General features: G+C 39.7%; 19 protein-coding genes. 11 read left to right on the top strand and 8 right to left on the bottom strand.

Going from position 1 to position 21,695, the window contains the following annotated elements:
* Positions 1 to 91: 91 nt before the first annotated feature.
* The 3 genes from J4N25_RS01950 to ccsA form a co-directional block, all read right to left on the bottom strand.
* A complete protein-coding gene (locus J4N25_RS01950) occupies positions 92 to 1,528 on the bottom strand; it encodes a Glu/Leu/Phe/Val family dehydrogenase (protein ID WP_207420456.1) in 1,437 nt (478 codons plus the stop codon).
* A 119-nt stretch (positions 1,529 to 1,647) separates the two neighbouring features.
* Positions 1,648 to 1,857: a CcmD family protein gene (locus J4N25_RS01945; protein WP_207420455.1), complete on the bottom strand. Its 210-nt coding sequence runs from the start codon at positions 1,855 to 1,857 to the stop codon at positions 1,648 to 1,650.
* Positions 1,858 to 1,880: 23 nt separating this feature from the next.
* A complete protein-coding gene (ccsA, locus tag J4N25_RS01940; protein WP_207420454.1) occupies positions 1,881 to 2,543 on the bottom strand; it encodes a cytochrome c biogenesis protein in 663 nt (220 codons plus the stop codon).
* A 199-nt stretch (positions 2,544 to 2,742) separates the two neighbouring features.
* On the opposite strand from ccsA, the gene J4N25_RS01935 reads away from it, so the two are divergent.
* From J4N25_RS01935 to J4N25_RS01920, 4 genes are all read left to right on the top strand, one after another.
* Positions 2,743 to 3,981 (top strand): nucleoside recognition domain-containing protein, encoded by a 1,239-nt coding sequence (locus J4N25_RS01935; RefSeq protein ID WP_207420453.1) that lies wholly within the window; start codon positions 2,743 to 2,745, stop codon positions 3,979 to 3,981.
* A 2-nt stretch (positions 3,982 to 3,983) separates the two neighbouring features.
* The gene (locus J4N25_RS01930; RefSeq protein ID WP_207420452.1) at positions 3,984 to 4,370 is read left to right on the top strand and encodes a methylglyoxal synthase; all 387 of its coding nucleotides are present in this window, start codon (positions 3,984 to 3,986) and stop codon (positions 4,368 to 4,370) included.
* A gap of 258 nt (positions 4,371 to 4,628) precedes the next feature.
* A complete protein-coding gene (locus J4N25_RS01925; RefSeq protein ID WP_207420451.1) occupies positions 4,629 to 5,171 on the top strand; it encodes a DinB family protein in 543 nt (180 codons plus the stop codon).
* Positions 5,172 to 5,426: 255 nt separating this feature from the next.
* Positions 5,427 to 6,761 carry a dihydroorotase gene (locus tag J4N25_RS01920; protein WP_207420450.1) on the top strand — a complete coding sequence of 445 codons (1,335 nt, stop codon included), beginning with the start codon at positions 5,427 to 5,429 and terminating at the stop codon, positions 6,759 to 6,761.
* Between the two features lie 75 nt (positions 6,762 to 6,836).
* Here J4N25_RS01920 and J4N25_RS01915 read toward each other — a convergent pair whose 3' ends face one another.
* The 4 genes from J4N25_RS01915 to J4N25_RS01900 all read right to left on the bottom strand — a co-directional run bounded on the left by J4N25_RS01915 (position 6,837) and on the right by J4N25_RS01900 (position 10,946).
* On the bottom strand, positions 6,837 to 8,372 hold the full coding sequence (locus tag J4N25_RS01915; RefSeq protein WP_207420449.1) for an alpha-N-arabinofuranosidase: 1,536 nt from the start codon (positions 8,370 to 8,372) through the stop codon (positions 6,837 to 6,839).
* A gap of 137 nt (positions 8,373 to 8,509) precedes the next feature.
* Positions 8,510 to 9,253 carry a YdcF family protein gene (locus J4N25_RS01910; RefSeq protein ID WP_207420448.1) on the bottom strand — a complete coding sequence of 248 codons (744 nt, stop codon included), beginning with the start codon at positions 9,251 to 9,253 and terminating at the stop codon, positions 8,510 to 8,512.
* 55 nt (positions 9,254 to 9,308) lie between these two features.
* Positions 9,309 to 10,148 (bottom strand): oxidoreductase, encoded by an 840-nt coding sequence (locus J4N25_RS01905; RefSeq protein ID WP_207420447.1) that lies wholly within the window; start codon positions 10,146 to 10,148, stop codon positions 9,309 to 9,311.
* 30 nt (positions 10,149 to 10,178) lie between these two features.
* The gene (locus J4N25_RS01900; protein WP_207420446.1) at positions 10,179 to 10,946 is read right to left on the bottom strand and encodes a DUF72 domain-containing protein; all 768 of its coding nucleotides are present in this window, start codon (positions 10,944 to 10,946) and stop codon (positions 10,179 to 10,181) included.
* Between the two features lie 94 nt (positions 10,947 to 11,040).
* Between J4N25_RS01900 and J4N25_RS01895 the strand changes: the two genes are divergently transcribed.
* From J4N25_RS01895 to J4N25_RS01865, 7 genes are all read left to right on the top strand, one after another.
* Positions 11,041 to 11,433, top strand: coding sequence for a hypothetical protein (locus tag J4N25_RS01895; RefSeq protein ID WP_207420445.1), 393 nt, complete (start codon positions 11,041 to 11,043; stop codon positions 11,431 to 11,433).
* Between the two features lie 64 nt (positions 11,434 to 11,497).
* Positions 11,498 to 12,115, top strand: coding sequence for a recombination mediator RecR (gene recR / locus J4N25_RS01890; protein WP_207420444.1), 618 nt, complete (start codon positions 11,498 to 11,500; stop codon positions 12,113 to 12,115).
* A 190-nt stretch (positions 12,116 to 12,305) separates the two neighbouring features.
* Complete coding sequence (gene cynS / locus J4N25_RS01885; RefSeq protein ID WP_207420443.1) at positions 12,306 to 12,749, top strand: cyanase; 444 nt, start codon at positions 12,306 to 12,308, stop codon at positions 12,747 to 12,749.
* 469 nt (positions 12,750 to 13,218) lie between these two features.
* Positions 13,219 to 15,399 (top strand): S9 family peptidase, encoded by a 2,181-nt coding sequence (locus J4N25_RS01880; protein WP_207420442.1) that lies wholly within the window; start codon positions 13,219 to 13,221, stop codon positions 15,397 to 15,399.
* On the top strand, positions 15,399 to 16,955 hold the full coding sequence (locus J4N25_RS01875) for a peptide MFS transporter (protein ID WP_207420441.1): 1,557 nt from the start codon (positions 15,399 to 15,401) through the stop codon (positions 16,953 to 16,955). The genes J4N25_RS01880 and J4N25_RS01875 overlap by 1 nt, the downstream gene beginning before the upstream one ends.
* Before the next feature lie 13 nt (positions 16,956 to 16,968).
* On the top strand, positions 16,969 to 18,732 hold the full coding sequence (locus tag J4N25_RS01870) for a peptide MFS transporter (RefSeq protein ID WP_207420440.1): 1,764 nt from the start codon (positions 16,969 to 16,971) through the stop codon (positions 18,730 to 18,732).
* Between the two features lie 84 nt (positions 18,733 to 18,816).
* A complete protein-coding gene (locus J4N25_RS01865; protein ID WP_207420439.1) occupies positions 18,817 to 19,557 on the top strand; it encodes a polyprenol monophosphomannose synthase in 741 nt (246 codons plus the stop codon).
* Between the two features lie 46 nt (positions 19,558 to 19,603).
* On the opposite strand, the gene J4N25_RS01860 is transcribed toward J4N25_RS01865, so the two are convergent.
* The gene (locus J4N25_RS01860; RefSeq protein ID WP_207420438.1) at positions 19,604 to 21,496 is read right to left on the bottom strand and encodes a RecQ family ATP-dependent DNA helicase; all 1,893 of its coding nucleotides are present in this window, start codon (positions 21,494 to 21,496) and stop codon (positions 19,604 to 19,606) included.
* Positions 21,497 to 21,695 lie beyond the last annotated feature (199 nt).

Raw genomic sequence — 21,695 nt, 5'->3', positions numbered from 1 at the left:
TTGAAGGTTCTTTTTGGCCTGAAATAAACAAATAGAGTTTTACAAAAAAAGGAGAGTTAAAAAGCTCTCCTTTTTTCGGTCTTTATTCCCTTTAAGGCCAAATCCCCATGTTCATATAGGATATAGCAACCTTATTTATTGAACCAACAAAAGCTGCGGTTCTCAGGTCTTCTATCTTAGGGTTTTGAACTTTAATCTCTCTGATATCATGATAGGCACGCACCATACTCTCTTCAAGACCAGAATTAACCAATTCAAGTTCACTTGGCCCTTTAACTACCAGTTTTTTCTGATCCCAGGTTAGAGAAGCGCCGGTCATCTTCTCGATAAGATTAACCAACTCGAGATTTGCCTTCTCCTCATATCGTTTGTCCATTCTTCCAAATGCAACGTGATATAGGTTCTTTAGCCATTCGAAGTAAGAAACAGTAACACCTCCTGCATTACAGTACATATCTGGAATAATTATGCCGCCTCTTTCAGTGAAAATTTTTCCGGCTTCAGGGGATGTTGGACCATTAGCGCCCTCTGCGATAACTTTTGCCTTAATGTTGTGAATGTTATTAATGGTGATCTGGTTTTCCAATGCTGCAGGAACAAGTACATCACATTCCTGTTCTAAACCCTCAGCAGAGTTTGCAAATTCTTTTGTTGCACCGGCGAATCCCAGCACTGTTCCGGTCTCTTTTCGATGGGCAACTACTGCATCTACATCCAGTCCATCAGGATTGTAAATAGCTCCCTCATATTCACATAAGCCTACTATGATTGCTCCAAATTCTGCGAGGAATTTGGCAGAATGGTATCCCACGTTCCCTAATCCTTGTACGATGATTCGTTTTCCTTCCAGTCCCGGAGTTAATCCAAGGGCCGCCATATCTTCAGCAAAACTCATGCATTCCCGGGTTGCGATAGCAACACCTCTTCCCGTAGCTTCTCTCCTTCCATTAATACCATGCAGGGCTAGTGGCTTTCCGGTAACGCAGCCCATAGCGTCAAGCTGACCCGGATTCATAGTGTAATAAGTGTCTGCTATCCAGCTCATTTCCCGTTCGCCAGAACCATAATCAGGTGCAGGAACGTCAATAGCTGGACCGATAAAATTCTTCTTTATAAGTTCAACGGTATAGCGGCGAGTGATATTTTCCAGTTCGGCGAGTGAATAGTTCTTCGGATTTATTTTAATTCCGCCTTTTGCTCCACCGAAGGGAACATTCACAATAGCGCATTTATAAGTCATAAGTGCGGCTAGTGCCATTACCTCGTCTTCATTTACCATTTCACTGTAACGAATACCTCCTTTGGTTGGAGACATGTGGTGAGAGTGTTCAACGCGCCATGCGTCTATTACCTCCACACTGTTCCCTTTCCTAATGGGGAAACGGAACCTGTAAACGCTGTTACAAGCTTTAATCTGGTCAAGTAATCCTTTAGGGTGATCTGTAAATTGCGCTGCACGATCAAAAAAAGCACAAACATCATCGAAGAAACCCGTTTGACCATAGGGGGCTACTTTGTTGTCAGTCATAAATTCTACTTTAGGTTTATAAATGTTGACCTAAATCATCAACTTAAAGTATGAAAGATAACAAAGTGTTTGAGTATATCGTGATATCTTTTCACGAAATTTCTTTAGGCTTAAATGTTTTAATCCTGGTTTTCCAGTTTCTTCAGGCGTCGGTCAATAGAAAATAGATAAATTACCAGTCCTATAAATATAACAGCTACAACGGCAACAACAACATAGATCTTTCCTGAGCTTCTTAAATCTGTTGCCATTTCTACGTCGCTGGCTTGCGCAAAAATTTGAATAGTAGTTATGAGGATTAAAGAGAGAGTCAAAAAGAAACTTTTCATCTTAAGAGATTTATGAGCTTATATTAATTAGTGTTTTTCTTGTTTTCGAGCAGACGGATCCGATATCGGATGGTCATAATCCAAATGCCCATCAATATCCAGCCAATAAAGGTTGGTCTTAAGACCCACTTCATGTTGTAATCCAGATCTAAATTACTAAATCCCGGGTTTCCGCCGTTGCCTGGATGAAGAGAGTCGGTTAAACGCGGGAGGATAAACAACAGGGCTATCATTACCGGAAAGGCAAAGATGTTATATATCGCCGAGATCTTAGCTCGCTTTTGTTCTTCGTCAAGCGAGTTCCGCAGTACCAAATAAGCCAGGTACATCAGTGTTGAAATTGCCGAGCTATTTAATTTAGGATCATTAGGCCATGGAGCACCCCAGGTTATATTAGCCCACAACATTCCTGTTGCAAGTCCACAAAAGCAAAAGAAAACACCGGTATTTACGCTTTCTACCGCTATCAGATCATCGTTTTCGTTGCCTGTGTTAAGATATTTAATACTGTAAATGACAGATATTAAATAAAGTGCCAGCATGGCGAACCACATGGGTACATGAAAGAATAAGTTTCTGATGCTTTCATGAAGAATTGGTAATGCAGGAACTGGAATTAGAAATCCCCCGATAATGGAATATAAAACTAAAATAGAAGCTAGTAGCTTCCACCAGTTTTGTCTCATAATACTTTATTTGGTGGCGCAAAGGTATGAAAGAAAGGACAAAGGTTAAAGTGGAAAGGTTAAAGAGGGAAGATCAAGGGGGAACGTTTGAACCTAGTTGTTAGATAATTTGCCGAAAGCTTTCCAAAAACTGTAAATTCACACCCGTTTGCTGCCTGAGTGCAGGTAGCACCATTTTTTACGTTGATTTGTAGATGGCATGGTTTTAAATTATATCTGGATATCTTTTTTTATTATCTCTTTTATCGTTGCATTAATTAAGCTTATCTTCTTTGGAGATACGGAGATTTTTCAGAAACTGGTTGAAGGCCTTTTCGATACCACCAAATCATCCGTAATGGATATTGCACTTCCTCTGATCGGAACAATGGGACTGTGGCTGGGGATCATGCGAATTGGGGAAAAGGCAGGTGCTATTAACTTTCTTAGCCGTATTGTTGGACCATTTTTTAATCGACTTTTTCCTGAGGTGCCAAAAGATCATCCTGCAACCGGACAAATGATGATGAACTTTTCTGCGAATCTTCTAGGACTTGACAATGCTGCAACGCCCTTGGGTCTTAAAGCGATGGGAAGCCTTCAGGAGCTAAATCCAAGTAAAGATTCGGCCTCGAACGCCCAGATCATGTTCCTGGTGCTTCATACCTCGGGTTTAACCATATTGCCTATTTCCATTATTGCCCAAAGAGCAATACTCGGAGCAGCCGATCCAACAGATATTTTTATCCCTTGTATTATAGCTACCTATGTTGCTACAGTTGTCGGAATGATCGTTGTGGCCATATGGCAAAGGATTAATCTTTTTCAGCCGGTTGTAATGGCGTGGCTTATCGGTTTAACTTCTTTTATAGCTTTCATTGTTTGGTATTTCACTGCTTACCTTGATAAAGATCAGATCAGTATCGTTTCCAGGGTTGCTAGTAACCTGCTTCTGCTTAGTATTCCAGTTATTTTTATTTTAGGTGCCATCCGTAAGAAGGTTGACGTTTTTCAAACCTTTATTGAGGGAGCTGTGGGTGGCTTTGAAACTTCAGTTAAAATTATTCCTTATCTGATCGCCATGCTAGCTGCAATAAGCTTGTTTAGAAACTGCGGAGCCCTGGGGTATATTGTAGATGGATTTAAATTTGCTTTCAGTCAGTTTAATATTGATACGCGTTTTACTGATGCTTTACCTGTAGCTTTCTTAAAACCGCTAAGTGGTTCGGGTGCAAAGGCCATGATGATCGAAACTATGAAAACCTTTCAACCCGACTCCTTTGTAGGACGTCTTGCCTGCGTTTTTAACGGCTCAGCAGACACAACCTTTTATATTGTCGCTCTTTATTTCGGTTCTGTCGGAATTAAAAATAGCCGCTATGCAATCACTGCGGGTTTAATAGCCGACCTGGCCGGGGTTATTGCAGCTATCCTTATATCTTATTTATTTTTTGGATAATTATGTCGAAAGAAACAATTGCCCTAATTGCACATGATGGCCGGAAGCCTGAGATGGTTGAGTTTGTTAAGGAGTATCACGAGATACTTAAAAACTACAATTTGATTGCTACGGGCACAACAGGTTCCAGGATCCAGGAAACGGGTTTGGAAGTTACACGTAAACTAAGTGGACCTCAAGGAGGAGACGCTCAAATTGCAGCTATGGCCGCCGAAAAAAATCTGAAAGGAATTATCTTCTTTAGGGACCCTCTCGGAAAGCATCCTCATGAACCAGATGTTCAAATGCTATTAAGAGTGTGCGATGTCCATAATGTTCCTCTGGCCACTAATCCTGCCTCTGCTAAATATCTGCTTCTGGGTATGGTTGAAGAAGGACAACAAGTCTGACAAAAAAGGCATAATTGTTGATTTTGTCTTCAAACTGCTACATTAAGTAAAACAGGTATTTCACTTTGCAAACTACCTGTTTTACTCGTTGATAGTACTCCTATCTCGCTATAGATCAAACTTTAACGCTACCTGAACCTAATCTTAATACTCCCTGCCGACCTTTGGCATAGAAACTGAATTAATCCTGTTACCAGACGAGAAACAAAACAAATTGGTCATATGTTAAATACAGGACTAACCAAAAACGATTCTTCTATGAATTTACACCCTCATACTATTGAGAGGTTTTGTAATCAACACAAAACACTGAAAAGTTATATTGACGATCTTCCACCGGAAGCAATCTATAACAGAATTACACAAGACAAATTTTCTATCCACGAAACAATCGCGTATCTGACAAGATATCACCATATTTTCCTGGATCGTTTAAATCGAATTGTTAGCGAAATAAACCCTCATTTTGACATTTACAAGCCCGATCAGGATCCTGAGTTTTCTTTTACAAATGCAAAAACAACCGGTTCCCTGATGCATGAAATGTATAGACTGCGGAATGAACTTTGGTTGAAAATAGAGCAGATGCCTTCAGAGAATTTTGCCCGGGTTGGAACACATGCGGTTTTGGGAAGAATGAATGTAAATCAATGGCTTGAATTTTTCCTTCTGCATGAATCCAGTCAGCTATTCAAGATCTTTAAAATGGCTGGAAGTTTCTGGTCAATGGAGCTAGGTAAAAATAACAACGTGATTTACCTGCCACGTTTATCTGAATATATTGATGAGCTTGCAGTGTGAGGCAATGAATGAATGAATGAATGATTGAATGAATGATTGAACGAGGATATACGGCTATAAAATAGCTTAACATCTATCTATGAGATAAAGGGATTAACAGGTATAGCTTGCTAATCCCTTTTTATTTTTATATGTATAGTTATGATAATGATTCTTGCACCAAGTCTTCTATTAATCCTTATTTTTTGTTTGTATGTATCTTATTAAACTTATTTTCGCAGGTTAGTAAGTATTAATAATTCAAACCTGCAAAAGATGTCGTCAATCCTAATTAAAGCTGCAACCCTGGTAAACGAAGGAAAACAAACAGTCTCCGATGTACTCATTAAAGATGGATATATCGAGCAAATAGCTTCCTCATTGAATGTGTCTGCTGATAGAGAAATAAATGCTGAAGGGAAATTTCTGCTACCCGGTTGTATAGACGATCAAGTACATTTTCGTGAACCTGGACTGACACATAAGGCAGAGATCTTTACAGAAAGCCGGGCTGCGGTAGCCGGTGGTATTACCTCCTATATGGAAATGCCGAACACCGTTCCAAATACTATTACACAGGAGCTACTTGAAGAAAAATATACTATAGCCTCACAAAGGTCTCTGGCGAATTATTCTTTCTTCATGGGTGCTACAAACGATAATATTGACGAGGTATTAAAAACCAATGCGCAAAATGTATGTGGCATAAAGGTTTTTATGGGTTCCTCTACGGGAAATATGTTGGTTGATAATGGAGCTGTTCTGGAAAAGATCTTCTCTTCCGCTCCGATCCTCATTGCTACCCATTGCGAGGATGAGCAGACCATCAGAACTAATTTTGCAGCTTTTCAGGAGAAGTATGGCGAAAACATTACGCCAGAAATGCATCCATTAATAAGGAATACAGAAGCATGTTATAAATCATCATCTTTAGCGGTCGAACTAGCGAAAAAACATGGAGCGAGATTACATATCCTGCATATCTCCACCGAAAAAGAGCTGGCGCTATTTGAAAATACTACCCCACTGGCAGAGAAGAAGATAACAGCTGAAGCTTGTATCCATCATCTTTGGTTTTCTGATAAAGATTATGCTGAGAAAGGAAACTGGATAAAATGGAATCCTGCTGTAAAGGCAGAAAGCGACCGTGATGCAATATTGCAAGCAGTTCTTGACGGACGAATTGATGTTATTGCTACTGACCATGCTCCCCATACCATTGAGGAAAAACAAAAAAGCTATCTGCAGGCGCCGTCAGGCGGACCTTTAGTGCAGCACTCACTTCTAGCTATGCTTGAATTTTATAAGCAGGGTAAGATCAGTCTTGAAGCAATTGTAGAGAAAATGGCCCATAATCCTGCCATCTGCTTTAACATTAGTAAACGGGGCTATATTAGGGAAGGTTACTGGGCAGATCTGGTACTTACGGATTTGCAGGCGCACACAGCTGTTAAACGGGAAACAGACCTATCGAAGTGTGGTTGGAGTCCTTTCGATGGTTATACTTTCAGTTCCGCCATCACACATACAATTGTGTCTGGAAACCTGGTGTATGAAAATGGGCGATTCAACGAATTGGGTAGCGGGAAGCGATTGAGCTTCGTCAGGTAATTCGTATATATAAAATAAAAAAAGTCCCGTCAAGCGAGAGCTTGGACGGGACTTTTTATTACCTGTCCTAATCTTTTATTTCAGTTCCAAGGCAACTACAGAGTGTGCCGGCAGTTTCACTTTAAGGACGTCTCCTTTAATGTCGGCGCCTTTAAAGGTAACTGGAATGATTTTGTTCGGGTTTTCGAACGAGTTAAAGTCCTGAAGTTTAGCAGAGGTTAAGATACGACCACTAACTGTTTTAAACTTAGCTCCTTTTATATTGATTGAGATCTCTTGTGCTGCTTTAGCATCAATATTGGTAAGCGTTACATGAGTAAGTCCATTCTTGCGGGAAGCAGATCCACTTACTGCAGGTAATTTATCGTTTCCTAAAGTATAATTGTTTGTTTTGACCGTAAGCGGTAACCACTCTGCGTCCTGGTGAACGTTGTACATTTCCATAACATGATATGTAGGGGTCAGGATCATTTTCTCTTCATTAGTTAGTACTACAGCTTGTAATACGTTTACCGCTTGAGCAAGATTGGCCATCTTGATCCTGTCTGTATGGTTATTAAATATATTAAGGGTCAAACCAGCGATCATTGCATCACGAATAGTGTTTTGCTGATATAAGAAGCCTGGATTAGTTCCTGGTTCTACATCGTACCATCCACCCCACTCGTCAACTACCAGGGCAATTTTCTTGTTAGGGTCGTATTTATCCATGATCGCAATGTGTTTGTTAACCAACTCCTCCATAAAAGCAGCGCTTTTCATGGTGGCAAAATATTGCTCTTCTGAGAAATCTGTAGACGGACCTTTTTTATTCCAATTAATAACTGAATAGTGGTGGAGCGCGATACCCTCAACCAGGTTTGAAGGAATATTTTTCATTAGCGTTTCGGTCCAGTTGTAATCAGCAGAATTTGCTCCGGAGGCAATTCTGAATAGCTTAGTGGAGTTATCCCAGTTGGTCATGAATGTAGAATACTTGCGGAACTCGTTTGCATAGTAGTCTGGCTTCATGTTTCCACCGCAACCCCAGGCTTCATTGCCCACTCCCCAAAAAGATACTTTCCAAGGCTGGTTTCTACCATTCTGTCTTCTAAGTTTAGACATAGGGCTTTCGCCTGCAAAATTCACATATTGAACCCAATCCGCCAGTTCCTGAACCGTTCCGGTAGCAAGGTTCCCGGCAAGGTAAGGTTCTGTGTTTAACAACTCACACATATTAAGGAAATCATGTGTTCCGAAGCTGTTGTTTTCGGTAGTTCCACCCCACCAGGTATTTACAATTGAGGGCCTTTGGTTCTTAGGTCCAATACCATCTTTCCAGTGATAGGTGTCTGCGAAACATCCTCCCGGCCAGCGTAGGTTGGGGATTTTGAGCTTTTTTAATGCGTCAACCACATCTGTTCGTATTCCATCTTTGTTAGGGATCTTTGTATTGTTTTCACCAACATAAAATCCACCATAAATACACCTGCCAAGATGCTCTGCGAAATGGCCGTAAACGTGTTTGCTGATCGTTCTGCCGCTGGGACTTGTACTCAGCTCAGCTGTGTTTTGTGCGGAGGCACTCAATGCCATTGAAGAAGATAGCAACAATAAAAGGAGCTTTCTCATTTGAAATAATAATTGGTTTTAGTAAATAAGTGTTTGTTTGACAGTTATAATTGTTAGCGCTAAGTTATGCCTTTTTTTATCAAAAGCAAGAGGGCTTTTAATTTTTTTATTTGCCCTTATTTGCCCATATTTTCCTATTATTTCAGGTAATAGACGATGTAGCCAATTAATTCCTTGATGTACTTTTCCCACTTTGATAAGGTTTCTGCATTTGGCAAGAAGCTGTCTATCGACAGCCGTTCGTGACCTGCAATGTAGTTACATGAATAAGGTATTACTTCTACCCCAGCCTTTTCAAAAGTTAGTAATGACCTGCGCATATGGAAGGCGGAAGTGACGAGCAAATATGGAGGCGGAACATTATTTGCTTTCAGTAAACGCTGCGTGAACAGTGCGTTCTCCAGAGTGTTTCTTGATTCCTTTTCGATCAATACATCTTTTGGTTCTACCTTGAAGTCTTTCAATACCTCAGCTGTCCAGCTGCTTTCGATGAAAGATTTCGGTAGCAGTACATTAGCATTTCCTCCACTAAAAACCAGATATTTAACTTTTCCGGAGATTTTTAACCGGGTTCCTTGAATAAACCTGTCTGACGCCCCATTAAAATATCCACCTCCGTTTCTATCCTCACTGCCGTAGCCTCCAAGTACAATTGCTGCGCCGTATTGTTTGTTATCAGGTTTGGTAGTAATATCCCAGAGACGGGCATAAGAGTTTTGAAAGAAAGGTAAACTGAAGAAGAGTAACAGAAAGAATCCGGTTAGTAGAAATCGCCTTTGTAATTTCTTATTCTTACAATATATGGCTAGCAAAAACGCAAAGACAATCCAGGTAATCGGATAAATAAATATTACCAGTAGCTTAGATAATAGAAAAAACATAGTAATTCGATTTCCTTGCAAGGATAAGAAATATTCGAATTACTATGGCCGGGCTTTAATCTGCAAAACCTGTTTTTATTGCTTTGCTTTCCCAGTGACTAATATCTTCGGCAACCGACTTAAGCTTGTTCTTTATAGCCTCATGTGCCTCAGGCCCAAGAGGAAGGCGTAGCGGCGGATTTTCACTATTCACTACTTCCACGATTACTTTTGCTCCTTTTTCAGGATCGTTTGGTTGATCGCCAGAATAGCTGTTTATTGTTGTAATAAGTTTACCAGCTACGTCTGAGTAATCTTCGATTACTTCGGCTGCACGTTTAGATGAATCTCCGGCCCAGCTAGTCCTGAAGGGACCCGGTTCCACAATCGTTACTTTAATATTCAGGTTTGCTGCTTCCAAAGCCAGCGCTTCGCTAAAGCCTTCAAGAGCGAATTTGCTTGCATTATAAATTCCTAGTCCTGGCGCTGAGCGAAAGCCAGCCTGCGAGGAGATTTGTACAATATGCCCTCCCTGCTGCTTTCTCATGAGAGGTAAAACAGCTTGAGTCACAGCCAGAGCGCCAAAAAAATTTGTTTCCATTTGCTGTCTTGCCTCCTCCATGCTAACTTCTTCAACAGCTCCAAAGAGACCATAACCTGCATTATTAACGAGAACATCAATTCGTCCAAAGTTTAAGACTGCAGTATCGATAACGCCTTTAATATCGGCATGTTCATTTACATCCAGTAAAACTCCATAGGTTTTACCGGGAACTAGTTGCGAAAAATCGTCAATTTGTTCTTTTTTTCTCAGTGTCCCGATAACAGTTGCCCCGGTTAGAGCCGCATGTTTTGCGATACTTCTTCCTAAGCCTCCTGAAACTCCTGTTATAAACCAAATTTTTTCCTGACTCATTGTTTTTTCCTTCTATTGTTATATTAAATATTAAAGATCGTTTGAATTAATATACTTATTGAGAGTAGCCAAATTACCAATAGCATCTCCCATGGTATTGTTGAAATAAATATACACCGTTTTACCCTCCTCCTGCCAATCTCTGATATAATAAGAAAACTCGTTCAGGAATTCGTCGGAATAACTGCCACGATAGTTGCCACCGGGACCGTGAAAGCGCAGATATATAAATTCGGCAGGGTTGTCAGTAAGAAGGTTTGAAGATTCTAGTTTATCATGTATTACCAGACTTGCCCCTGACTGCTCCATTAATTCGAATAACTCATCGTTATACCAGGAGGCATTGCTAAGCTCCAGTGCTATTTTCCAGTCAGCCGCTCCTTGTTGCTCTTGAATCAATTGTAGTAAAGTTTCTAGTTTCCCGAAAGCCGCATTAGTGAGGCTTGGTGGAAATTGCACCAAGACGCATCCTTTCTTTATTCCCACATTCGAGATCACATCAATAAATCTAACTACGTCATTGTTGTTGAATGTGAGACCCTTATTATGTGTTATATCCCTCCACATTTTAAAAGTGAATCTGAAATCATCAGGCACAGAATCTGCCCATTTAGCAACGGTCTTTGCCATGGGGAGTTTATAGAATGAACTGTTGATCTCTATGCTGTTCATCAGTGAAGCGTAAAAACATAAGCGAGGCTTGTCTTGAAATTCCAAGGGGTAAGATAACTTGTTTTTGACCGGTAAAACAAGGCCGCTTGTTCCTGAATATATATTTTGAGATCGATTGAAACCCATTCCGGAGTGCTATTACTTTATTAGTTTAGAATAGGGAACTTAAGCGATAAACATATTGTTTGCTACTTGGTTATTAAAGTAAAAATCTTACCTCATGCGAAAAATAGGCTCTATTGCTGCAATTGTAATTGCACTTATTATAATCGGAATAGTTTACTACCGTTATTATTACGTTTTCGGCGAAGGGGTAAAATCTGGAGAACTAAATTACCTAGTTAAAAAGGGCAATGTTTTTAAAACTTACGAGGGTAAATTGATTCAAAGCGGCCTTCGTGGAGGAGCCGCAGGAAGTATCCAGTCTTACGAGTTTCAATTCTCGGTAACAGATGAGCGTATCGCCGAAGAGCTTATGAAGAATTCTGGTAAAACCTTTGATCTTCATTATAAAGAATATCATAACACTCTTCCCTGGAGAGGATTCACCCGATATATTGTAGATTCTATCTACGCAATGAAAGATCCTGTTAATACAAATCTCCTGCGGTAGTCATTTGACATGTTTCGTTATACTGGAATATGGGACCACGGGCCTAATTTAATACTTTTGCAGTATGAACTTTTCTTCGCGTTTATTAGAGAACGCAGTTAATGAATTCTCACGACTGCCCGGGGTTGGACAAAAGACTGCTTTAAGGTTAGTGCTTCATTTATTAAACCAGCCAACAGCTGATGTTGAACGTTTTAGCCAGGCGTTGACGAAGATGAAGCATGATATCAGATTTTGTGATACCTGTAAGAATATTTCCGATTCTGCTATTTGTGATATATGCAGCAATATTAAGAGAGATAAAAGTATAGCCTGTGTTGTAGAAGATACCCGCGATGTGATGGCGATAGAGAATACCAATCAATATAATGGTGTTTATCATGTTCTTGGTGGATTAATATCCCCAATGGATGGAATAGGTCCGTCTGAGCTTGATATTGAATCCTTGGTTCAGCGCGTGAGGGGGGGCGAAATACAGGAGGTGATCCTGGCCCTGAGTGCAACAATGGAGGGTGATACTACAATCTTTTATATCTATAAGAAACTAAAAGATCTGCCGGTGAAGGTAACTACAATTGCCAGAGGAATTGCTTTTGGAGGGGAAATTGAATATGTGGATGAAATTACCTTAGGGAGGTCAATAGCAACCAGAGTTCCTTATGAAAACTCATTCCTGAAATAAGGATTTAAGGTTTTTTATAGAAAATTCCTTTGTTTTTTTTAAAAAATTCCTATTTTTTTCTCAAATAAACTGATTTATCTAGTTGTTGTGTTTGAAGTGTGTTTAATTTCTATTTTATTTTCAATAATTTTTTATTGAAGTGTTTATTTTGTTGTATATTTCAGAAAAAACAAACAAAAAGATAGAATAAATGACAAGAAAAGATTGCACACAACTTATTTTAGAGACAATAGCATTAAAAAAGTTAACATATCAGGAGATTTCTGAGAAAATAAACAGACATATAGTATGGACAACACTTGCTTTGCACGGGCAAGCAACAATGAGTCAAGAAGAGGCGGAAAATGCTGTGGAAGTTCTTGGCCTTGGATCCGATGTAGTCTTTGCTTTGCAACAATTCCCTGAGCGAGGTTCTCTTCCTGATATGCCTCCAACCGATCCAACACATTACAGGTTCTACGAATTGATCATGGTTTATGGAACTACGCTTAAGGCACTTATAAATGAAAAATTTGGAGATGGGATAATGAGTGCGATCGACTTTACTATGGATATTGATAAAGTGGAGAATCCGAATGGAGACCGCGTAAAAATTACCATGGAAGGGAAATTTCTTCCATATAAAAAGTGGTAGTCGTTTCACATATTTAACCCATCGATATAATAAAATTAGCCTTGCTTTTCAGCAGGGCTTTTTAGTCAATTTACCTACTTCTAGCGCTTTATGCACTTATTTATGTTGATTTCATAAGTAGTAAATTACTCCTGTAGTTATCGATTTCACTGCAGCAAATGGATTATTTTTTTTGTCATCAAAACTCATGATCTGAAAGAGAGCATGGAAATGAAAAATCTTTTATCTGGAATAGTATTGCGTAGGTAAGGGAATTTTAGGTTTTTAAGCGGGGGAAGCTGTTGAAACGTATTATTTATACTATTATCTCTTCCCTTTTTATTCTCAAATCGTTTGTCTGCTACTTCATTTATTAAGCCTTTTTCTATAATTTGCACTAGTTTCAATTTAGTTGTTTAACACCTGACCAGGAAATAAACGCTTTTAGAACTGCACTTACAAGCACACGATCATTAGTTTAGATTTTTTAATGAAAAGTTACTTAGGTATCCTGTTACTTATTTTTTCGACTTCTTTCGCCCAAACTCCCAAGGATATTTCGCTGGAAGACATTTTTAGAAAAGGAACGTTCCGACAAAATTATGTATTCGGTCAGCAGCCTTTAAAGGATGGAAAAACTTATGCATCAATAATAAGAGATGCTAAGACTGGTCTTATTTCCGTAGTAAGCAATAATTATTCTGACGGTAAGATATCCCGGATTATGTACACAGAAGCCGATGTTATTGCCGGGAAGGACAGTTTTGAGGTTAGTACAGTTTTTAGTCCTGATGAGAAGAAGGTTTTATTGGCAAAGGACGAGGAAGAAATTTACAGACATTCTAGTAAGGCCTGGTACTATATCTTTGATTTAGCCATCAAGAAAATGAAGCCACTTTCGGCCAAAGGTAAGCAGCAATTTCCTACCTTTTCCCCTGATGGAAGCAAAGTCTGCTATGTTATAAACAATAATATCTACCTCCATGATCTTGTTACAGGTAAAGAAATCCAGGTTACAAAAGATGGACTTAAGAATAGCATTATTAATGGATGGGCTGATTGGGTTTATGAGGAGGAATTTTCTTTCGCTAGAGCATTCTTCTGGAGTCCCGATGGTAATAAGATAGCTTATTATAAGTTTAATGAGACCTCTGTTCCTGAATATTCGATGTCTATTTACGAAGGGTTATACCCCCGGGAGTACAGATATAAATATCCCAAAGCTGGTGAAAAGAACTCTAAGGTAAGTATCCATATCTATGATTATAGTTCTGGTAAGACAACGACTGCAGACGTGGGAAATGAGGCAGACCAGTATATCCCCAGAGTTAAGTGGACTAATACAGCTAATTCATTATGTATCTTAAGGTTGAACCGTCATCAAAACAAGCTGGATTACCTTTTTACAAATGCAGAGACAGGAACCTCGAAAATTATCATGTCTGAACAGGATAAGGCGTATATCGATATTGAAAAAGAACAGTTGACTTTTTTAAATGACGGAAAGCGATTCGTGAATGTGAGTGAACGCGATGGGTATAATCACATTTATCTTTACAGTAATGAAGGAAAAGTGCTTAAGCAGTTAACTAAGGGTAATTGGGAAGTAACACAGATTTATGGTATAGATGAGGAAAAGGGCGTGGTTTTTTATCAGAGTACTGAAGTTTCGCCTCTTCAGAAGGACGTCTATTCTATAGGTCTTAACGGTGCTGGAAAAAACAAGCTGAGTTTGAGCAATGGTACAAATTCAGCAGAATTCAGTAAGGACTTTAGTTATTATACGCTCTCTCATTCCACTATTAATCAGCCTCTTTATATTACTTTGCATGAACAATCAGGAAAGCTGGTTAGGGTTTTGGAGGATAACAGCGCGCTTAAACAAAGGTTAAAACAATTTGTAATTCCAGGAGCTCAGTTCTTTAAATTCACCACTACGCAGGGAATTGAACTTAATGGTTACATGATTAAACCTGCAAACTTCGATACCAGAAAAAAATATCCGGTACTACTGTATGTTTATGGCGGTCCGGGCAGTCAAAATGTTGATGATAACTTTGGTGGTGCCCGGGATATGTGGTTCAGTATGTTAGCTCAGAAAGGGTATATTGTAGCTTGTGTGGATAACAGAGGAACTGGGTTTAGAGGTGCAGAGTTCAAGAAGGCGACTTACAAACAATTGGGAAAGCTCGAACTCATCGATCAGATTGAAACGGCGAAATGGTTTGGTTCACAGTCGTATGTAGATAGTGGACGTATTGGAATTTGGGGCTGGAGTTTTGGAGGATACCTTTCTTCATTGTGTGCCACAAAGGGAAATGGGATCTTTAAAATGGTAATGGCCGTTGCTCCGGTTACCACATGGCGTTTTTATGATTCAATCTACACCGAGCGCTTTCTTCAAACACCACAAGAGAATCCGGAGGGCTATGATGCCAATTCTCCTATTGAATTCGCGAAAGATTTAAAGGGTAAGTTTCTGCTTGTACACGGAACAGCCGACGACAATGTTCATTTTCAGAACAGTATTATGTTTTCTGAAGCCCTTATTCAAGCTGGAAAGCCATTTGAACAGGCTTACTACCCAAATAAAAATCATGGGATATACGGAGGTAATACTACTTTCCATCTTTATTCTAAATTAACCGACTTTGTTTTTAATAACCTATAATGCCCGAGATTAAAAAAGAATTGACCCTGGAGGAAATACAAAACTTTAAAGGGTCCTACCCTCCTCAGCTTTGGTACTTGTTTTTCTCCGAGATGTGGGAACGTTTCTGTTTCTACGGTATGAGAGGAATGCTCACTTATTTTATGGCTCACGAGCTTCTAATGAATGAAGAGAAAGCGAATCTACAGTATGGTGCCACCCAAGCATTTGTGTACGCTTTTACTTTTATCGGGGGCTTATTTGCCGACAAGATCCTGGGTTTTAGGAGATCTTTATTTTGGGGTGGGCTTTTGATGATTGTTGGAAGCGGGATACTAGCCTTTGATCCCCATCAATTTTTCTTTTTGGGAATTAGCTTCACGGTAGTTGGTACTGGTTTTTTTAAACCTAATATCTCTACTATGGTTGGATCCCTTTATAAACCGGGTGATAGCAGGCGGGACGCAGGGTTTTCCCTTTTCTATGCAGGCATCAATATAGGTGCTTTAATAGGGGGATATGCTTGTATCGCTATTGGAAAAGAATATTCATGGAATCTGGCTTTTGGTCTTGCTGGAATTGTAATGACTATAAGTTTGCTAACATTCTTATACACGCAGAAAACCTTGGGGCCTATTGGCCTCCCTCCTTCAGCAGAGGAAACGCTGAAGCCAATGATTGCAGAGAGCATAGGAGGCAATGTGTCAACCACCCCTTCGGCAGTTGGTCAAAAGGCAAAACCCTGGCTTACATACCTTGTCTATCTTGGTTCTCTAGCTGTTATACCACTCATCATGGTAATGGTGGCCCAAACCCAATACACTGACTGGTTTATGTATACCATTGGTCCGGCAACGCTGCTTTACTTGGTTTATGAGATGACCAAGTATGGAAAAGCCGAGCGGAATAAGCTTTTGGCTGCACTCTTTTTCATCTTGTTTTCAATATTTTTCTGGGCATTCTTTGAGCAAAGTGGAGGCTCTTTAAGTCTTTTTGCTGCCAATAATCTAAGTAATAAATTGCTTGGTGTTTTCACCCTTGATCCTAATGGTGTAAACAACGCAGCTAATTCACTTTTTGTAATCATTTTCGCCGGAGTGCTTGGAATGATTTGGGTTAAACTAGCCAGGAAAAATAAGGAGCCTAATACTGTCGTTAAATTTGGTTTAGGTTTTATTTTTCTTGCTGGAGCATTTTTTATGTTTTATGCAACACGTTTCTTTGCTAATGCTGAAGGCGTGGCTTCATTAGACGTTTTTACTCTCGCCTATTTTATTATTTCAATAGGTGAGCTTTGCCTCTCGCCTATTGGTCTTTCTGCTATGACTAAGCTTTCTCCACCTAAGCTTCAGGGTGTTATGATGGGTATGTGGTTTTTGGCAAGTGCATACGGACAATATGTGGCAGGCATAATCGGCGCTGGTATTGCGCAGGGAAATCAGAATGACTCCCTGGTGCAAAAACTCTTTACCTATACAGAAGGTTACAAACAATTAGGGCTTTATGCACTTGTGGCGGGTATAGTGATGATTGCGGTATCGCCGGCAATCAAAAAATTAATGGGCGAAGTGAAATAAGGTAGAATTATTTATGACAAATACAGCAAACGATCATTTATTTGATAGAAAGGTTATTGGGCATCCCGAAGGACTTTTCGTTCTATTTTTTACAGAGATGTGGGAACGCTTTTCCTACTATGGCATGCGAGCCCTTCTTGTCTTGTTTTTAACGTCAGCAATAACAGGAGTAAATCCTGGATGGGGATGGGAACGGGAAAGTGCGCTCGCTATTTATGGTTCTTACACTTCTCTGGCTTATCTCACACCAATATTAGGTGGATATGTTGCCGACAGGATCATTGGGTATCGCTGGGCAGTTGTGCTTGGTGCCCTACTTATGACTCTTGGTCACCTTTCAATGGCCATGGAGTTCCATTCCTTTTTTATGTACCTCGGGCTTGGCTTGCTTGTGATCGGGAACGGTTTTTTCAAGCCTAACATGACTTCTATCCTTTCTCATATGTATAAAAAGCATCCTGAAAAGAAAGATGGTGCTTATACTATTTTCTATATGGGAGTTAATTCTGGTGCGTTTTTGGGCATTCTTCTCTGTGGTTATATTGGAGAAAGCCCAGATTGGGGCTGGAGTTATGGTTTTGGATTGGCCGGAATTTTTATGTTCATTGGAATGCTTCAGTTTTACTTCACCCGAAACATCTTTGGAAGTATAGGATTAAAACCTGAGACTGGCGAAGATTCAGCAGATGCTAATGAAGATCCAAGAGTTGCCACAAGAAACCCTTTTTCATCCTTTGATCTGCTTATTATTGGTTTGATCTCGATTCTTGGGTTGGTTTGGACAATAAATGATCCTGTTTCTAAAATAACCAAATCTAACCTTTTTGATTTCTCTCTTGGAAACCTGTCTGGTGATAATGCCGTTATTCTTTTTGCTCTTGTCCTTTTTATATTCATTTTAATAAAAAGGATTGCACAATATACTCCTGTTCTTAGGGACCGGATGATAGCTGTGATATGCCTTGCTTTTATAACTATATTCTTCTGGGCTGCCTTTGAACAGGCAGGCGGTTCCATGACCATTTTTGCAAAGGATTACACCGCACGTGTTCTTGAGGGAAATTCCAAGCTTATTTTTAACGTAGTCAATACAGCTATCACCGTTATTCCATTGCTTATTATCTCCTATGTGCTATTCAAATTGTTTAAGTCGACCTTTGACAGGTACGCTTTGGGCAATGTTATTTTGGCGACAAGTTTTGTAATAATTTGGGGTATCGTGATTTACATGTTGAAGAATCAATATAATGATGTCCAGGCTGAAGTTCCGGCATCTTGGTTTAACGTTCTTAACTCTCTGTTCATCATTACCTTTGCGCCTCTTGTTTCTAAAATATGGGAAAGTAAATACAACCCCTTTGCTACTTTAAAGTATGGCTTTGGAATGATCCTTTTAGGCATAGGTTTCGCAGCCCTTGCATACGGAGCAAGTGATATACCTCAGGGGGCAAAAGTCGCTTCCGTTAGTATGATCTGGCTTGTATTTGCTTATTTCTTTCACACCATGGGTGAGCTTTTCATTTCCCCGGTTGGCTTGTCGTACGTTAGTAAGCTAGTTCCTGGCAGGATGATTGCCATTATGTTTGGTATCTGGTATTTAGCAATAGCCATTGGAAATAAGGTTGCAGGTACAACTGGCGGAATGATCGACAAAATTACTTCTCAATACTCCATGTCAACTTTCTTTCTCATCTTTACTCTGATACCAATTGGTGTAGGGATTTTTATAATGTTGCTTACTCCATTAGTAAAGAGACTGATGCACGGAGTTCATTAATTAACATATTTTAACCCCTGTTTACTGGGCAGGGGTTTCTTTTATCTTTTTTTAAAATTACTTTTGCTGCTTTAATACCAATCCGTGCTTTCAGACAGTCTAGTAATAATTCCAACATATAATGAAAAGGAAAACATTGAGAAGATTCTTCGAAAGGTCTTTTCCTTAACACATGTATTCCATGTCCTGGTTGTGGATGATGGCTCGCCTGACGGGACTGCCGATATTGTTAAACACCTACAAGGTGAATTTTCAGGTAAGCTGTTCATTGAAGAACGTAAGGGAAAGCTAGGACTAGGAACAGCATATATTCACGGTTTTGAATGGGCTTTAAAACATACCTACGAATATATTTTTGAGATGGATGCAGATTTTTCTCACAATCCTGATGATCTGATAAAGTTAAGAGAGGCCTGTGTACAGGGAGCAGATGTAGCCATCGGATCCAGGTATATTAAGGGGGTTAATGTTGTGAATTGGCCCATGAGTAGAGTATTAATGTCATTCTTTGCCTCTGTTTATGTGAGACTTGTAACGGGTATAGATATACAAGATGCTACTGCGGGGTTCAAATGTTTTAAAAGAAAAGTATTACAGACTATAGCACTTGACAGGATTAAATTTGTGGGATATGCATTTCAGATAGAAATGAAGTTCACTGCCATTCAGCATGGATTTAAGGTAGTTGAAGTTCCTATTATCTTTACTGACCGTACAGAAGGTGAATCTAAAATGAGCACTAGAATTTTCAGGGAGGCATTTTTTGGTGTAATCCAAATGAAAGTAGGGAGCTGGTTTAAAGATTACGAAAAAGGAAAAGCTTAATTATCGTTGTTAATTGATTAATTAGTATTACAGCGGGTGATTTCTGTTACAGGTAATACTTCTCTCCGTCGGTTTTTAGTTTACCTGCATCTAGAAGGTTTCGAAAGGCCTCAATCTTCTCGGCCTCGGTACCTGTTGGAACTCTGGAAATCAATTCGTCGATAGTAAGATGTGACGTAGCAAGAACTTCGAGGATTTCGTAAGTGATTTGAGCAAAAACTGTCTGTCTATCTTCGATTCGCTTCTCCGCTATACAAACATCACAGACCCCGCATTTTTCGTCAGTTATTTCGTCAAAGTATTTCAATAGCATACTGCTCCGGCATTTTTTTGCTTCTGCATATTCTATAACTGCCTGAATCTGTTGTTGCATAATCTCCTTACGTTGCCTGATATATTTAGTGTCTATATGTAGATTTTGTGTATCCACTCTTGCTCGACTAAAGTAAACCTGAGGCTTGTCGGTTTGCTTCAGGTAGGAAATGATTTCAAGTTGTTCCAATTTATCCAAAACCTTAACCACATCATCAAACCTCATTCCTACCCTTTTAGCAAGATCAGTTTCTCTGATCATTGCATACTGGTCGAACATACCTCCGTGCGATCGAAGGAGCATTTTAATGAACGAGTCATAGCTTGCATATTCGATCTGAAACCGATATAACTCCTCATTGCTTACTACAATTTTTACCCTTGAGGGCAGATAAACACTTTCTGTTAATGATATATACCCATCATGCTCCAGAAACTTGAATATGTTCAAAGTTTTTATGGGTTCCAGCTTGTACCTTGAACAAAAATCGGCGATGTCAAATTCGAAAGTAAGGCCCTCTCCTGCCTCGTACGCTAATTGGAAGTAGTTCCCGAGAAAATGGTATGCTTGTTTAATCTCCTCTGCGGATGGAAAGCTCAATTCTAACTTGCGCTCGAGTTGCAATCGGTCTGAATGATTATACAATAGCACTCCGAAAGCCTTTTGTTCATCTCGGCCCGCCCGTCCGGCTTCCTGGTAATAAGCTTCAAGGCTCTCGGGGAGATCCAGGTGCACAACAAAGCGGACATCTGGTTTATCTATACCCATTCCGAAAGCATTAGTAGCTACAATAACCCTGATCTGATTGTTTTTCCATGCTTCCTGCTTCTCGCTTCGCTGAAGGGCCGGAACCCCCGCGTGATAATAATCTGCCCTTATACCTTGTGCATTCAGTTGTCTTGCTACTTCCTGTGTTTCCCTCCTGTTTCGTACGTATACAATGCCAGTACCCTGCACCTTTTTCGCTATCGCGAACAACTTCCTTAGCTTATTATCCTCATGGGAAACTATATATCCCAAGTTCTTACGCTCAAAGCTTTTGCGAAAGACATTCTTCTTTTTGAACGACAGCTTCAGTTGGATATCCTCAACTACAAATTCTGTAGCTGTAGCTGTGAGAGCAAGGACCGGAACATTGGGATGTAATTCTCTGAGATTTGACAGTTCAAGATAAGGTGGCCTGAAGTCATATCCCCACTGCGAAATACAATGCGCCTCGTCTACCGCGAATAGGTTTACCTTCATATATCTTATCCTTTCTCTTACCAAATCAGACATTAGTCTTTCTGGTGATAGATATAGAAATTTTATCGGACCATAAACGCAGTTATCAAGAAGGATATCCACCTCTCTCTTACCCATTCCAGAAACTATTGCAACAGCTTCAATTCCCCTTGCTTTAAGATTCTCAACCTGATCTTTCATTAAAGCAATGAGAGGCGAAACAACTATACATATTCCTGGCATCGTCATCGCGGGGACCTGAAAACAAACTGATTTACCTCCTCCGGTCGGTAATAATGCCAAAGTATCCTTCCCTTCCATCACTGAAAGAATAATATCTTCTTGTAGAGGGCGGAATGAGTCGTAGTTCCAATATTTTTTTAATACCTGGTAAATGGACATTTCTCAAAACTAACAAACACCGGACAATAATTGACCAAATTTTTAGTTTAACCCACAAAACAAGCGGTATATTTGCGCCTACACATTAGATATCTTTTTGACTTAACATTTTTCATTTACGTTAAGGTCAATTGTCTTTTAATCAGCAAGTGAAGCGAAACACGGCGCATAGTTGCAACATGTTATTTATGCCTTTTTG

The sequence above is a fragment of the Desertivirga brevis genome, assembly GCF_017355835.1.
The sequence above is the reverse complement of the archived record's forward strand: the minus strand, read 5'-3'. Positions and strand labels throughout refer to the sequence as shown.